Source organism: Mycobacteroides franklinii (assembly GCF_001853795.1).
GTDB lineage: Bacteria > Actinomycetota > Actinomycetes > Mycobacteriales > Mycobacteriaceae > Mycobacterium > Mycobacterium franklinii.
Window position 1 is genome coordinate 112,458 of record NZ_MLIK01000027.1, and the last position, 14,557, is coordinate 127,014.

Sequence of the window (14,557 nt, forward strand, 5' to 3'; positions counted from 1 at the left end):
AGCTGTGATGGACGATCATCATCGACGCTTCACGGTGTGCTCATTGTTTGTCGTTGCCAATCTCTTGGTATTGCTCAACATGTTCGAAGACCGCGGTCGTATCTGGGCTTCCAGTGATCCGGAGCGCTCGCGCAAAAGCTCGCCGCTTTACCGCCAGTTGGTAACACTGCGCTGACCGATGCAACCAAGCACCTCGGCCGGGCAGTCTATGTCGAACGTCGACCACTATGTGCCGATCATCCGCAGCAACCACACGAAGCAGATCTGCAGCCAGCTCTCGCCCCCGGCAGCCGACACATGTCCGTACCGGCTTACCGGTTTGGGCAGGTGCAAACGCCGAAGTCTCGCGCTGGATCACGGCTTAGTCTACCGTCCGCGGCACCTAATTTATGAATCGGCCCACAGCGTCGAATAACACGGCTGTTCTTCCCCGCCGGACCCCTCGTCCCGGCAGGGAAGAACAGCTGTCCCCCAACAGTCGTTATGCATTGCCCCCCAGGCTGCGATGAACGACAACAACCTCAGACTTTCAAGGACGGCTTGCAAGGCGCTTGCAAACCTTTGGGGCTCACGTAAACCACCCGTTAACCGCGTGAGATGCCGGGCCGAATCCCTGTCAACGCAACATGGCCAGCGCGCCGGGATCTGATTCCGACAGCCCGGTAGATGCTCGCGGGCGGGCGTGCCGTCAACGAAGACGAAGACGGTCCACTGCCCCGACGCGAACACGAACGCCCACAGGCACCGCTCGTTCGAGACAACAGTCACCCCAACCGCTCGGGTCGACGAGGGGATGACGGACCGATGACCGGAGCGTCCTGACCGATTGCGGTCAGGAATACCTGGCACTCCAATGCCCACCGTCACTCAGACCGGTTAACAGCCCTTCCGCTCCGAAGAGGCACGCCACGTGCCGTACTTCGGCATGGGCCGCATGCTGCCTCCCGTGCTGACCCAAGGTCTTATATGCCCATCCCAGCTCACGTTGACTTTCGGCGGCCAACAACGGCATTCCGAGTTCGTTCTGTATCCGGACGGCACGCTCGAAATGCTGAACGGCAGCTTCCGGCCTAGCCTGGAAAGCCGCCAAGACGCCGAGCCAATGGTGCCCGACTAGACCTGACACAGCATCGTGTCCGAATGTGTCCGCGAGCGGCAAAAGTCTCTGCTCAACCGCGGCGGCCACATCGGGGCGGTCTAGGTGCACGGCCAGGAAGGCCAAATAGTCCAAATTGATGCGCTCCATGCAGTCGCGCCGCAACTGCAATGTCCCGTCGACCATTCGCACATGATCTAGCCGGGCTGCGGCCTGCTCGAATAGACCCGCTTCATATTGATACCTGGCGATCCCAAACAGGCCATGTGGCTGTATCGGCATCCGCTCTAGCGGCCGTGTGATCTCGCCGAGCCGGCCTTGGAGCCGCCGTATCTCTGCGAACTGACCACCGGCGAATAACATGGCGTCCGCGGCGAAGCCGGCTGCCATCCCTTGCTCCAATGCCTCCTGAGAATATTCTTCAGCCAATGACAGTCGGCCCTGCCACAACGACAGCGAGGCCCGCGCGTAGGCCACAGTCCACTGCAAAACCGGCTGTCGCAACGCATTCGCGATCGCCTCGGCCCTGCTCAACATCTCGCCAACGAGTCCAATATTGCCGTCGTCGATGGCCGGTCCACATGCCTGAAGCATGGCCTGAAATTCCAACCCCGGGTCGCCCAACGACCGCGCGATGTCCAAGAGCTCGGTTGCCTCGGCGCGGCGAATATCCAGTGTGTCGGCCGCGGCGATGGCCATGTTTCGGCCCAGCAGTACGTGTGCGATCGTCGACGGATCCTCGGCTGCGCGCGCCAACGCCAGAGCTTCGTCCGCGATATCGAATCGATCGCCCCCTTCGTCGGCCCAGGTCAATTCGGCTGCGCGGGCGCCCAGTACCCGAGCTCGCAACGGCGCACTCACACGACTCTGCTGTGCCAGCACGCGCTCGGTATACGCCAAGTACTCAGCGTCGGTCTCCCATATCTGACTGAACGAGCCGCGGCTCCAGCCCACGCAGACGTTGGCCAACATCTCGGGGTCTTCAGCTTTGGTCGCCGCCTCGGCCGCCGACAGAAAAATCTCCCGGAAAGGGAAACCTGCACGCCGACAGGCGATTCCGTGCTCCAGCTTCACGTTGGACCGCAACAACAACGGTGCATCTGCCCGCTCGGCGAGCTCCACCGCCTGAGCGCACCACCGCATTGCCTCTGCATGCTCATGGAATTGAGCCGACCATCCCGCCGCCGCCCGACACTCGGCGATCGCCCGATCGACGTCTTCGGCAATACCTGATTTCGCAGAGGTAAGCGCCAACGCCGCAGTACTCGGTGGCGTGAAATGACCCCGTAACTCGTCGGCGGCGGCAAGCAATCGGCGCGCCCACATCAACTTCCGCGCATCCGTTATCCGCGCGACAAGAGAATCGCGGTAGAGGCCGTGCGCGAACTCGCACGTGGCATACAGATCATCGATTTGACGTACCAAGCCGACGGCGATGAGCTCCTCGAGCGCGCGATCGATGTCGGGCTCCGACATATTACTGGCATACCTCAGTGCCGTAACCGAACACGTGCCGCCCGCAGTTGCCAGTAGCTCCGCCACCCTGACGGCATCCTCGCTGGCACGCCCCAGCGGCAGCGCGAGCAGATCATCCCCGCCGTCCAGAACTGATATCGCGAGCAGCGGCACGCCACCTGTGCTCTCACGCAGCGCTGCAACACGTTCCTCGGTAAATCGGTGCCCCCTCGCCACAAGCAGCTCGGTAAACGACTCGATCCCCAGCCCATTCAGCCGAATCTCGCGAGCGTGTGTGCGCACTGCTAATTCACCGAGCGCACGTTCTGTGGATAACGGCATATCTGCGCCCGCCGACCGGATGGTGGCGATCACCATCAGGTCACGCCCACGACAGTTGGCGACCAAGTAATCGAGCACTCGAATCGCGGCAACGCCAGCCCACTGGATATCGTCCAGCACCACCAATACCGGGCCCGCTTCGAGAAGCGCTTCAAAATGCCGCATAACCGTGGTGAACATCTCGTAGGCGGCGAATTCCCATATATCGAGGCCCGATTCACCATCCGCGACATATGGCAGCGAGCCCGGGGCAACCAATTTGCCTTCCAGTAAATCGGTCCACGGTTGCATCGGCAGGCGAGGAGTGTCGAAACATCTGCCCGCCACCACAGCTACACCCGAGTTGCTGATCTTCTCGGCAAACTTGGCTGCCAACAACGACTTTCCCACGCCCGGCTCACCTTTGACCATCACCACACGCGGGTCAATACCGGAACTCGACTGCTCCCAATAGCCTGTCAACACATCCAATTGCTCGTCCCGCCCAATCATCTGAGCCGATGTCTGAGCCAGCCATCGCGGTATCGCCAGCTGCGCCCCGGTTGGGAGAAGTCGCGGATCTTGTTGCAAAATCATTCGTTCCAGCTCCGCGAGCCCGGGGCCTGTGTCCAGCCCCTTGGCGTCGGCGAGCATGCGTCGGGCGGTGGTCGCTGCCTCTAAAGCCTCGGTCTGCCGGCCGCTGCGATACAGGGCCAACATCAAAAGCAGCCAACCCCTCTCATCCCACGGTTGCCGAATTATCAAATCCCGCAAGGGCGGCACAACCTCGGCAGGGTCGAATAACTCAAGCCGAGCACGCAATGCGGCAAGGTTATTCGAAGCGGCCAGATCCAAAAGCCGATCACGCTCTAGCGCAAGCTCCGGAACTGCATCAATACCTGAGAACGGGCTACCCCGCCAGAGTGCTGCGGCCATGTCTAGTCGATCCAACGCGGCAGCCCACCGACCGCTCGCAGCCAGCGCCCTGCCCTCAGTCGAATGCCGATCGTATTCGTGGGTATCGATCGTGGCGACGTCGTGAGCCAGTAGGTAGCCCCCAGCTCGACGTGGCAATATCGCCTCAGTAACCGGGGGATGCAGAGCTCGAACTCGCGAGATATAAGCCTGCAGGGAGACCCGCGCAGACTGCGGCGGGCTCGCACCCCAGAGCTGGTCTATCAGCCAGTCTGCGGTGACTAATTGGCCCGCCCGAACCGCCAATGTCCCGAGGACCGATTGCGCCTTCGGCCCACCGATCGAGATCTGTGTCCCCTCTATCCACAGTTCTGGTGTTCCGAGCATACGGATTTGCGCCGACCCCTGAACGAGACTCGACTTCGGCGGGGTGCCACTCCTGTGCACCGCCGTATCCACCCTGTGATCGTAAAACAAACGGCCAGCTACAGCCGCTACTAAGCACTCCCCGACACAACTAGCCACACCACGACGATCAACGCCAGTGCCTTGACGCACTCGACCGCGACGTACACCAGGTGAATACGGCTACGTCCCGCGTATTCGGCTCCATCGCGGATCGCATTGGTCCGCCTCGCCATGGCAGGTCGCACCGCCAGCAACTGAATCGCGAGACCGGCGGACGCCGCGACACCCGCGGCGATCTCGCCCGCAGACGGACTACCGACCGACATCAGCAGCATCATGGACACCGCAAGGACACACTCCACCGCGTTCAGCGCGCCGAACACCAGACGACCTATCGCGAGCCCCACCTGGACCGTCACGCCCGGAGCCCGGAATTTCAGGGGCGCCTCGATGAACGAAATCGCCACCACCAGCCCCAGCCAGAACGCGGCCAGCGCCGCCGTCAGGACCTCGACGCGTGTCATGCCACAGCCGACGCCAAGGGCCCGAACAGCTCGTGGTTGATCTGGTGCTGCGGAATACCCAGCGACACCAGGTCCTCGTTGATGGCCGACATGAACGGCCGGGGACCGCAGACGAACACCGTGGACGAGAGGTTGAGCGGAAGACGCGTCAGGCTCATGCGCCCGATTCCATCAGCCGGATGCTCCACATGTGCCCGTTCGTACCACGTGTGCAGACGGCCGGCGGGCAGCCTGCCTACGAGATCTGCCAACTCATGGCGATAGGCATGCGCGGCCGCCGATTGATCCGCGTGCAGGACTACGACCTCACGCGGGGACTGCGTCGCCACAAGTTCTTGCAGCATCCCCATGATCGGAGTGCAGCCGATACCCGCCGATACCAGAACCAGCGGGTCCTGCGAGTCATCGAGTGTGAACTCACCCGTGGGCAATGACACCCTCAGCTGCTGCCCCTCGAAGACGTTGTCGTAGATGAAGTTCGACACCTCTCCGGCCGGGGCGTCGCCGCCGTTCAGTCTCTTGACGGCGATGCGCCAGTCACCCTCACGGGATCCGCGCGACAGACTGTATTGCCGAATCTGCCTGGCCCCGTCCGGCAACGTGACCTGTACCGATATGTACTGTCCCGGAAGGAAACTCGGCAATTCACCGGATACTCCGCGCAGCTCGAATCCGGCCACATCCGCCGACTCCAGTTGACGGCGCACCACGACGACCTGCTGCCACACCTCACCCGGGGCCACCCCGGCGGCACCATAAAGCGCCTTCTCGCGGGTGATCAGTTCGTCGGCCATCAGCCAGTAGAACTCGGTCCAGGCCTTCGCAACCTCTTCGGTCACCGCCGCCCCCAACACCTCGGCGATCGCGGCAAACAGGTGCTCGTAGACGATCTGATATTGCTCCGCAACGATTCCCAACGAGACGTGTTTGTGGGCGATTCTGTCGAGCACCGAATCATACTGGGCACCTTCACCTTCCAGCACCATTCCGGCGAACGCTGCGATGGATGCCGCCAGCGCCTTCGGCTGCTCCCCCACCGCCTGATTGCCTCGGTTGAACAGATCGCGAAGCAGTTCCGGATGCGCCGCGAACATCTTGGAGTAGAACAACGGCGTGATCTCGTCGATCGCGCCCGCCACTGCGGGGAGCGTCTGACGGATGACTGCCAGCGACTCTGCTGATAGCACTTGACTACTTCCTTTCCATTGCTGGACGGGCTATTTCGGCCACAGTCCACTGATCGAGGTGGGCGAAGAAGGCCTCCTGGGCGGAATGAAGCGCGTCGCGAAGGCGGCAGCTCTGACGGAGCGGGCAGGGCGGATCGCCATCACAGTCGATGACCTCATCGCCGCGCTCCAATTTCCGTGCCAGCGATCCCACCCGACGATCGAGTCCGTCTCGGGTGATGCACACTCCCCCGTGTCGTCCACGCGCGGATTCGATCGCGCCGATTTCCGACAGCCGCGCAACGACTTTCGTAGCGTGCGTGTAGGACACGCACAGCTGGGCGGCAAGGTCACCGGTGTGCAGCTGAGCGTTCGGCCCCTCCACGGCCAGGCGCATGACGATGCGCAGACCCAGATCGGTGAATCGCGTTAGTTGCACATAACTTGTATATGGGATGCAAGTTATGTGCCGATAGGGACTTTGGTCAGTACCTGCCGCTACCCGGTGCTAGTTTTCGGGGTCTGCGTCACTTCTGATATCGATGCGCCATCCGGTGAGTCGTGCGGCAAGCCGGGCGTTCTGCCCTTCCTTGCCGATCGCCAGGGACAGTTGGAAATCCGGGACGATGACTCGGGCGGCCTTGCCTGCCTCGTCGATGACCGAAACCGAAACCACCTTGGCGGGCGAGAGCGCATTCGCGACGAATCGCGCCGGATCCGGGTCGTAATCGATGATGTCGATCTTCTCGCCGGACAGCTCGCTCATCACATTGCGCACACGCTGCCCCATCGGGCCAATGCAGGCACCCTTGGCGTTGAGGCCGGAAACCTTCGATGCCACCGCAATCTTGGACCGGTGCCCCGCCTCGCGAGCCACCGCGATGATCTCCACCGAGCCGTCGTTGATCTCCGGAACTTCCAGTGAGAACAGTCTGCGCACCAGGTTCGGATGGGTGCGCGACAAGGTGATCAACGGCTCGCGCGCACCGCGGGACACGCCAACGACATAGCAGCGCAACCGGTCTCCGTGGTGGTACTCCTCGCCCGGCACCTGCTCGGCCGACGGGATGACCCCTTCGGATCCCTTGGTCTCGCTGCCCATGCGAACCACGACCAGCCCACGCGCATTGGCCCGGGCGTCGCGCTGAATCACACCGCCGACGACCTCACCCTCACGGGTGGAGAACTCGCCGAACTTGTGTTCATTCTCCGCGTCGCGCACGCCCTGCTGGAACACCTGCCGCGCGGTGGTGGCCGCGATACGGCCGAATCCCTCAGGCGTGGCATCCCATTCGGTGATGAGGTTGCCGTCCTCGTCGGTCTCGCGGGCCATCACCCGAACCACACCCGTCTTGCGATCGATTTCGATACGCGCGTTGGGCTCATGTCCGTCGGTGTGCCGGTAAGCGGTCAACAATGCCGACTTGATGATGTCAATGGCCTCGTCGACCGTGATGCCTTTATCGGCAGCCATCAGGTTTACCGCTGCGGGATCGATATTCATGCGCCACCTCCAGTTTCGGCTGCCCCAGCCAGATTGAGTTCCTGCGGATTGGGCGTGGTGAACTCCACCTGCACGACCGCGCTCTCGATATCGGAGAACGCAAGATCGCGCACGGTCCAGCCGGTTCCCTTGATGGGTTTACGAAGCACCACCTGCACCCCGTCGTCGTTCGCGACGCCGATGCGGCCGAGCAGATCTTCGCCATCGGCCAGGCGAATCTGCGCCAGCCGCAGGTGTGCACGGCGGAAATGCGCCGGCGTGGTCAGCGGTCTGTCGACACCCGGTGTCGTCACCTCCAGCTCGTAAACCTCCGAGCCGGTGTCCATCTCGTCCAACAATGTCGATGCGGTGCGGCTCAGTGCGGCGACTGCGTCCAAATCCACCGGAGAATCCGAGTCGACCACCACCGTGATGCGGGCGGGAACGGTTTCTTCATTGACGGAGACACTTTCGATCTCGACGCCGGACCGGGTGAACTCGGCCGCAAGCAGGTCGATCACCTGGTCGTCTGATGGCAGCCCCATGGCGTTTTGTGGCTCCTCATCTTGAGTTGTCGGGCGGTTCAGCTTGCACACACTAGCCGGACTCTCGTCCTGACCAGCACTCCACCTTACGCCCGGCGAGGGCTGTCATGCGCCAACCGCGCGCACTGGCAGGATGGGCGAATGCCCAGAAGCCTGTCGCGCCGCGACCTGTTGATCGGCGGCGCCGTCCTCGGCGTCACCGTCGTGGCCGCCGCGTGCCAGCAGGTGCCGGACACCAAACCCGAGGTGGACGACCTGCAGGCGCAGATCGACTTGGCGGTCCGGGATGCTGCCTCCGCGACCGCGGCGGCCAGCGCCAACACTCAGCTGGCACCCACGTTGAACGCGATCGCCGGTATTCGCAGCGCTCATGTCGCGGCACTGACCAAGGAGCTGAAACGCATCCCCGGCGCCGATGCGACTGTCCGTTCCACTACCAGCACCACAACCACCGCGCCCGCGGCACCTCCACCGGTCGACCAAGTCAAAAACCAGCTCAAAGACTCCGCACACGCGGCGATGGACCTGGCAACCAAACAGAGCGGATATCGTGCCGGCTTGCTGGCCTCAATCAGCGCCGCATGCGCCTCAGCTGCAGAGGTGGACCTGCCGTGACAACGACCGAGCCGACCCCAGAACAGACCTCCTCGCCCGACGACACCGCCTTGGCGAGCGCCCTGGCGAACGAGCACGCGGCCATCTACGCGTACGGCCTGGTGTCGGCGCACTCGGTGCCCGATAACAACTGGCTGGTGACCGAATGCCTCATCGAACACCGGCAGTGCCGTGAAGAGAGCATTGCCAAGCTGCGTGGCCGGTCGGTCACGGCACCGGTGGCCGCCGCCGGCTACACAATCCCGTTCCCGGTGAGCACGCCTGCCGATGCCATCAAGCTCGCATTGCAGGTCGAGACGGATACCGCGGCATGCTGGCGTGCTGTCGCCGAACAGGCCGACAGCGGTGACGACCGTGGTTTCGCGGTGCGCATGCTGACCGAGAGCGCAATTCGCGCGGCACGATGGCGAGTAGTCGGAGACATCACGCCCGCGAGCGTCCCTTTTCCGGGCGGGCCCGAGAAGGCCTAGCCCTCTCGCCTCGACACGCCGCGTTCTGTGCGCGCTACTCGCGAAACGGAACAGAAAACGGCGTGTCGGCGTCGGGTACGCGCTAGGCGAAGTGCTTCTGGGTGTCGCTGATCAGACCGGACAATCCGCGACGGATCACCGGCTTGAGGTGGCGAGTAAATCCGAGCGAGGGCTCGATGAAAAAGCTCCAGGTGAACAACGAGCCCGTCGCGGTACCCACCACCTCGTAGAGCTCACCAAACCGCTTGGTACCCGGGAAGGTGGCCGTCTCGACGGTGAATGCGTTGCGGTATCGTTCCGGACTCTCCTCCCAGACGATGAACCGCTCGTTGACGGCGGCGCCGGGCAGAGCCAGCTTGGCGGTGCGGGTCGCACCGACACCACGCGGCTCGGGTGACGTCCAGCCGATCTTCTTGATGGCCTTGCACCAATGCAGCGGGCTTTCACCATTGAGTTCGGCCCATACGGTCGCTGCGTCCTTAGGCAGCGGCGTGGAGAACGTATAGACGAAATCGGTTGTGCTGAAATCGCTTTCAACCAGCGGTTCAAGCTTAAAAGACGCCATGGCTATACCTTATCGCCTGCCGAAATCGCCTGTGTGACGGACGCCACGGCGTCGGCCACCGCAATAGGCTGCGCCTCTCCGGTGAACCGGTTCCGCAGCTCAACGGTCCCGTCGGCCCAACCGCGGCCGACAACCACAATCCAGGGCACACCGAGCAGTTCAGCGTCCTTGAACTTCACCCCCGGCGAAGCGGTCCGATCGTCGAGCAGCACCTCGTGTCCCCGCCGATCCAGGTCGGCGGCAAGCTCCTCGGCACCCGCGCGTGCGGCATCGTCCTTGTTCGCGATGACCACGTGCACGTCGAACGGAGACACCGCTGACGGCCACCGCAGTCCCAGCTCGTCGTGCTGCTGTTCGGCGACAACGGCCACCAGCCGGGAGACGCCGACACCGTAGGAACCCTGGGTCAGCCGTACCGGCTTGCCGTTCTCGCCGAGCACGTCGACGGTGAACGCGTCGGTGTACTTGCGGCCCAACTGGAAGATGTGGCCAATCTCGATGCCGCGCGCCGACACCAACGGTCCCGCGCCATCGGGCGACGGGTCGCCATCGCGCACCTCGGCGGCTTCGATGGTTCCATCGGGGGTGAAGTCGCGACCGGCGACGAGGTTGACCACATGCTTACCGGGTTCATCGGCGCCGGTGATCCAGCTGGTGCCCTCCACGACCCGAGGATCGACCAGGTAGCGAACGCCGTTGGCGATCAATCCCTTCGGTCCGATGTACCCGCGCACCAGGAACGGATGCTTGGCGAAGTCCGCGTCACCGAGTAGCTCGTACTCGGCGGGTTCCAGCGCGGCACCGAGGCGCTTGTCGTCAACCTCGCGATCACCGGGGACGCCAACGGCGAGCAGTTCCCACTCACCACCGGGCTGGCGCACCTTCAACAGAATGTTCTTGAGGGTATCGGCCGCCGTCACGGACCTGCCGAGATCGGCGGAGTTCGCCCAGTCCACCAGCGTCGCGATGGTCGGAGTGTCACCCGTCTCATGCACCACGGCTTCAGGAAGTCCCTCGACGGACCGCGCCGGCGGTGCCGGTGTGACGACCGCCTCGACGTTGGCGGCATATCCAGATTCCACGCATCGCACGAAAGTGTCTTCCCCGGTAGGGCTTTCGGCGAGGAACTCCTCGGATGCGCTACCGCCCATGGCTCCCGAGGTGGCGGCCACAATCACATAGTCCAGGCCCAGTCGGCCGAAGATCCGTCGATATGCCTCGCGGTGCGCCTGATAGGCCGTCTTGAGTCCGTCATCGGAGGTGTCGAAGGAGTACGAGTCCTTCATGACGAATTCGCGCCCACGCAGAATGCCCGCACGCGGACGCGCCTCGTCCCGGTACTTGGTCTGAACCTGGTAGAGGATGACCGGGAAATCCTTGTAGGAGCTGTACTCCCCCTTCACGGTGAGCGCGAAGAGCTCCTCGTGGGTGGGGCCGAGCATCATGTCGTTATCGCGCCGATCCTTGAGCCGGAACAGCGAATCGCCGTACTCGGTCCATCGGTTCGTGGTCTCGTACGGCGCACGCGGAAGCAGCGCGGGCAGCAGGATCTCCTGGCCGCCAATGGCATTCATCTCTTCGCGGACGATGTTCTCGATCTTGCGAAGTACCCGAAGGCCGAGCGGCAGCCAGCTGTAGACACCGGGCGCGATGGGCCGCACGTACCCCGCGCGGATCAGCAGCTTGTGGCTGGGAACCTCGGCGTCGGCCGGGTCGTCGCGCAGTGTGCGTACGAAAAGCTCGGAGAGCCGGGTGATCATTTTCGTTGAGCCTCTCGGGCGAAGACCGTTAGTTACGGTTGCACAGCATATCGGCGTGCCGTCGGAGCCTCCGGCTAGCATCAACCGCATGCGTGCGTGGGCGGTCATTCCGGCGGTGGCGGTAGTTGGTCTGGGATTCGCGGTACCGGCCGACGCGGCCCCGACCACCGTCAAATACTCGCTGTCGGCCATCGGAATCGGTAATGCCGACTTCACCGTCCAGTATCAGGATGGCGGTCAGCTTCGCGAGGAATCCGGGCACACGTTCGCCGGGTATTACTGGGAGCGCACCGTGACGCTCGACGGCGCGCGGCCCGTCCTGCGAGTCACGCCGGTCGGTCCCCCCAGCGTCTTCCGGATGTCGTGCCACATCACCGTCAATGACGGCATTCCCATCACCAACGGGCTGCTGTTTCGCGCCGGGGACGACACCCCGCAGGACTGCTAGGCCGGCTGCTCTTCGTCCAGGCCCTGGTCGTGCGCGGCCTGCGCCTTCTGTGCGTGCGCCACATCGGCCGCGCTGTAGGTGATGAACAGCGCTGCCACGCCCACCAGCACGGCCGTTCCGGCAATCCAGAGCATGCCGTAGGTGTAGCCGTGATCGAGGGCGTGGAGCTGCGCCTGGTTCATGTTCTGCACGGGGCCCTTGGCCCCGCCCAAGTACAGCGTCCGCGAGGTGATGATCGCCTGGATGATCACCAGAACGATTGGCCCACCCAGGTTTTGCAACATGAGGGAGATGGCGGACAGCGGCCCGATGCGGTCGGCATCTACTCCGGTGATGGCCGACAAGATCACCGGCACCACGATGGTGCCGATACCCAGTCCGCCGACGAAGATGGCCGTCGAGAAATCCGGGAAGTACGCGATGGTGCGGTCGATCGTCGAGCCGTAGAGCATCGCCCCGAACACGACCACCCCACCGCAGAGGATCAGCACCCGCGGCGCCATGCGCGTGACAAGTTGGGAGGACAGCGCCAAGCCGATTCCCATGCCGACGACGAACGGAATGGCTGAGATTCCGGTCCGTAGCGGGCTGTATTTCATGAGGTCCTGCATGTACAGGCCGATGGTGATGGTGAGGGTGAACAGCACCCCGCCGGCCATGAAGATCGCCGCAAAGGTCGCGACCCGATTGCGGTCCGTGAACAGACTGAATGGCAGCACCGGGTTCTCCGCGGTGCGCTCCACGTAGAGGAACGCGATCAGCAGCACGGCGGCCGCGATCAGCGACACAATCGTGTACGGGGAGTCCCAACCGCGGTCAGGACCCTGCGTGAATCCGAACACCGCCGCCGTACAGCCCAGCGTGGCAAGCACGGAACCCGCCACATCCAGCTTCATGGGTTCACGTTCCGTCTCGGTCAGCGACCGCACAGCCAGGTAGATCATCAGCGCGCCCGCCGGCACGTTGATCAGGAAGGCCAGCCGCCACGACACCTCGGCCAGCGCGCCGCCGACGATGAGTCCGGCGATGGAGCCCACCCCCGTCATGGCGCCGAACACCCCGACAGCGGCGGTACGCAGTGGCCCCTTGGGGAAGGTGGTCGCGATCAGTGCCAGCGCGGTGGGCGACGCGACGGCCGCACCCACACCCTGGATGAGACGGAAAATGGCCAGTCCGATGTCTTCTTGCGCAAGGCCCACGCCGATGGACGCGAGGGTGAACAAGGCGATGCCGCCGATGAACACTCGCTTGCGGCCGAAGGTGTCACCGAGGCGTCCACCAAGCAGCATGAGCCCGCCGAAGGACAGCATGTAGGCGGTGATCACCCAGCTTCGGGTGGCATCGTTGAGGTGCAGCTCGGCTTGAATCTTGGGCAGCGTGACAACCGCGATGGTGCCGTCCATGGTGGCCAGGAACTGCATACCGGCGATCGCGATGACGGCGTACAGATAGTGCCGCGAAGGCAGGAATTCTCGCGCCTTTTGAGTGAGCTGCTCGACGCTGAGGGCAGGCATGGAGGACACCTTACCGTCCTCTTAACGTGCCCTTAGGTCACAAGCTCACGCCAGGGGGACTCCGTAGGCAGCAACGGGGCCAATGACGATGATCGCGGGCGGCCTGATGCCCTGCGAACGAATACGCTCTGGCGCGGTCGCGAGGTCCGCGCGCAGCACGCGTTGCTCATCGGTAGTGCCGTGTTGCACCACCAGTACCGGAGTATCCGCAGGTCGGCCACCATCGATGAGAACCTTCGCAAACTGCTCGATGCGCTCGACCGCCATCAACAGCACGAGGGTTCCCTGCAAGGCAGCAAGTGCATCCCAATTGACTAACGATTCCGGATGCCCAGGTGCGACGTGCCCGCTGACGACGACGAATTCATGGTTGACGGCGCGATGGGTGACGGGCACCCCGGCCGCCGCCGGAACAGAGATTGCGCTGGTCACGCCGGGTACGACGGTCACCTGAACGCCGGCCTCGGCACAGGCCAGTACTTCCTCGTAGCCACGGGCGAAGACAAACGGGTCCCCACCCTTCAGGCGCACGACGAACTTGCCCTCTTGTGCCCGTTCGACGAGCACTCGGTTGATCTCCTGCTGCGCCATCGCGCGCCCGTAGGGGATCTTCGCGGCGTCGATCACCTCGACATGAGGCCCCAGATCGGCGAGCAGCTCGGCGGGAGCGAGCCGGTCGGCGACGACCACATCCGCCTGCGCGAGAAGCCTGCGGCCGCGGACGGTAATGAGATCAGGATCACCCGGTCCCCCGCCGACGAGCGCGACACCGTGCGGCTTGACGCGATCCTCACCCCTGTCGTCAATGAGCCCGCGTTGCAGTGCCTCATGGATTGCCGACCGCAGCGCCGCCGATCGCTTGTGCTGACCACCGGTCAGAACACCGACCGCGATGCCGTCGTGATTGAAGGATGCCGGCGTGACGGCCGTACCTTCCCGCGCGGAATCGGCGCGCACGCAGAAGATGCGGCGCCGCTCGGCTTCGTCCACCACGGCGGCGTTGACGGCCGGATCATCGGTACAGGCGATGGCGTACCAGGCGTTTTCGAGGTCTCCGTCCTGGTACGGCCGCAGATTGAGAGTGATCGAGGCCATGCCTTCGACGGCCGGGGTCGCGTTGGGGGCGATCACGTGGACATCGGCTCCGCTGGCGATCAACAGTCCGAGGCGCCGCTGCGCGACGGATCCGGCGCCGACGACTACAACTTTGCGTCCGGCAAGGCGGAGGCCGACGAGGTAGGCGTCATGAGTCACCGCGCGAGTTTACGTGGA

Annotated in this window: 13 protein-coding genes and 1 pseudogene; 3 read left to right on the top strand and 11 right to left on the bottom strand. The window is 63.7% G+C overall.

The annotated features are described in order from the left end of the window. Nucleotides 1–142 precede the first annotated feature (142 nt). The 7 genes and pseudogenes from BKG76_RS25480 to rimP form a co-directional block, all read right to left on the bottom strand. Nucleotides 143–358 (bottom strand): annotated as a pseudogene (locus BKG76_RS25480) (YlxR family protein); the annotation flags it as partial. A gap of 474 nt (nt 359–832) precedes the next feature. Next, nucleotides 833–4,174 (bottom strand): BTAD domain-containing putative transcriptional regulator, encoded by a 3,342-nt coding sequence (locus BKG76_RS23665; RefSeq protein ID WP_131815841.1) that lies wholly within the window; start codon nt 4,172–4,174, stop codon nt 833–835. 110 nt (nt 4,175–4,284) lie between these two features. Continuing rightward, nucleotides 4,285–4,719 carry a hypothetical protein gene (locus BKG76_RS23670; protein ID WP_070940186.1) on the bottom strand — a complete coding sequence of 145 codons (435 nt, stop codon included), beginning with the start codon at nt 4,717–4,719 and terminating at the stop codon, nt 4,285–4,287. Next, nucleotides 4,716–5,906, bottom strand: a complete 1,191-nt coding sequence (locus BKG76_RS23675) for a globin domain-containing protein (RefSeq protein ID WP_070940187.1) — start codon at nt 5,904–5,906, stop codon at nt 4,716–4,718. Before BKG76_RS23675 ends, BKG76_RS23670 begins: the two co-directional genes overlap by 4 nt. A 4-nt stretch (nt 5,907–5,910) precedes the next feature. Then, nucleotides 5,911–6,324 (bottom strand): RrF2 family transcriptional regulator, encoded by a 414-nt coding sequence (locus tag BKG76_RS24690; protein WP_083338218.1) that lies wholly within the window; start codon nt 6,322–6,324, stop codon nt 5,911–5,913. A 69-nt stretch (nt 6,325–6,393) separates the two neighbouring features. Beyond that, a complete protein-coding gene (gene nusA / locus BKG76_RS23685; RefSeq protein ID WP_070940189.1) occupies nt 6,394–7,389 on the bottom strand; it encodes a transcription termination factor NusA in 996 nt (331 codons plus the stop codon). Continuing rightward, nucleotides 7,386–7,913, bottom strand: a complete 528-nt coding sequence (gene rimP, locus BKG76_RS23690; RefSeq protein WP_070940190.1) for a ribosome maturation factor RimP — start codon at nt 7,911–7,913, stop codon at nt 7,386–7,388. Before rimP ends, nusA begins: the two co-directional genes overlap by 4 nt. 141 nt (nt 7,914–8,054) lie before the next feature. On the opposite strand from rimP, the gene BKG76_RS23695 reads away from it, so the two are divergent. After that, a complete protein-coding gene (locus BKG76_RS23695; protein WP_070940191.1) occupies nt 8,055–8,528 on the top strand; it encodes a hypothetical protein in 474 nt (157 codons plus the stop codon). Next, the gene (locus tag BKG76_RS23700) at nt 8,525–8,998 is read left to right on the top strand and encodes a ferritin-like domain-containing protein (RefSeq protein WP_070940192.1); all 474 of its coding nucleotides are present in this window, start codon (nt 8,525–8,527) and stop codon (nt 8,996–8,998) included. Before BKG76_RS23695 ends, BKG76_RS23700 begins: the two co-directional genes overlap by 4 nt. Before the next feature lie 82 nt (nt 8,999–9,080). Here BKG76_RS23700 and BKG76_RS23705 read toward each other — a convergent pair whose 3' ends face one another. Both BKG76_RS23705 and BKG76_RS23710 read right to left on the bottom strand, forming a co-directional pair. Further along, a complete protein-coding gene (locus BKG76_RS23705; RefSeq protein ID WP_070940193.1) occupies nt 9,081–9,569 on the bottom strand; it encodes an SRPBCC family protein in 489 nt (162 codons plus the stop codon). After that, entirely contained in the window at nt 9,566–11,323 is a 1,758-nt protein-coding gene (locus tag BKG76_RS23710; RefSeq protein ID WP_070940194.1) for a proline--tRNA ligase, read from the bottom strand. Before BKG76_RS23710 ends, BKG76_RS23705 begins: the two co-directional genes overlap by 4 nt. An 88-nt stretch (nt 11,324–11,411) precedes the next feature. Here BKG76_RS23710 and BKG76_RS23715 point away from each other — a divergent pair, with 88 nt between their 5' ends. Next, nucleotides 11,412–11,771 carry a hypothetical protein gene (locus BKG76_RS23715; RefSeq protein WP_070940195.1) on the top strand — a complete coding sequence of 120 codons (360 nt, stop codon included), beginning with the start codon at nt 11,412–11,414 and terminating at the stop codon, nt 11,769–11,771. On the opposite strand, the gene BKG76_RS23720 is transcribed toward BKG76_RS23715, so the two are convergent. After that, nucleotides 11,768–13,285, bottom strand: a complete 1,518-nt coding sequence (locus BKG76_RS23720; protein ID WP_070940196.1) for an MFS transporter — start codon at nt 13,283–13,285, stop codon at nt 11,768–11,770. The two genes, BKG76_RS23715 and BKG76_RS23720, sit on opposite strands and share 4 nt — an antisense overlap. Nucleotides 13,286–13,330: 45 nt before the next feature. Further along, nucleotides 13,331–14,539 (bottom strand): uroporphyrinogen-III C-methyltransferase, encoded by a 1,209-nt coding sequence (gene cobA / locus BKG76_RS23725; protein ID WP_070940197.1) that lies wholly within the window; start codon nt 14,537–14,539, stop codon nt 13,331–13,333. Nucleotides 14,540–14,557 lie beyond the last annotated feature (18 nt).

Coding starts and splice junctions, on each gene's coding strand:
- BKG76_RS23665 (WP_131815841.1), bottom strand. CDS start 4,174: ATGCTCGGAACACCAGAACTGTGGATAGAGGGGACACAGATCTCGATC.
- BKG76_RS23670 (WP_070940186.1), bottom strand. CDS start 4,719: ATGACACGCGTCGAGGTCCTGACGGCGGCGCTGGCCGCGTTCTGGCTG.
- nusA (WP_070940189.1), bottom strand. CDS start 7,389: ATGAATATCGATCCCGCAGCGGTAAACCTGATGGCTGCCGATAAAGGC.
- rimP (WP_070940190.1), bottom strand. CDS start 7,913: ATGGGGCTGCCATCAGACGACCAGGTGATCGACCTGCTTGCGGCCGAG.
- BKG76_RS23695 (WP_070940191.1), top strand. CDS start 8,055: ATGCCCAGAAGCCTGTCGCGCCGCGACCTGTTGATCGGCGGCGCCGTC.
- BKG76_RS23710 (WP_070940194.1), bottom strand. CDS start 11,323: ATGATCACCCGGCTCTCCGAGCTTTTCGTACGCACACTGCGCGACGAC.
- BKG76_RS23715 (WP_070940195.1), top strand. CDS start 11,412: ATGCGTGCGTGGGCGGTCATTCCGGCGGTGGCGGTAGTTGGTCTGGGA.
- BKG76_RS23720 (WP_070940196.1), bottom strand. CDS start 13,285: ATGCCTGCCCTCAGCGTCGAGCAGCTCACTCAAAAGGCGCGAGAATTC.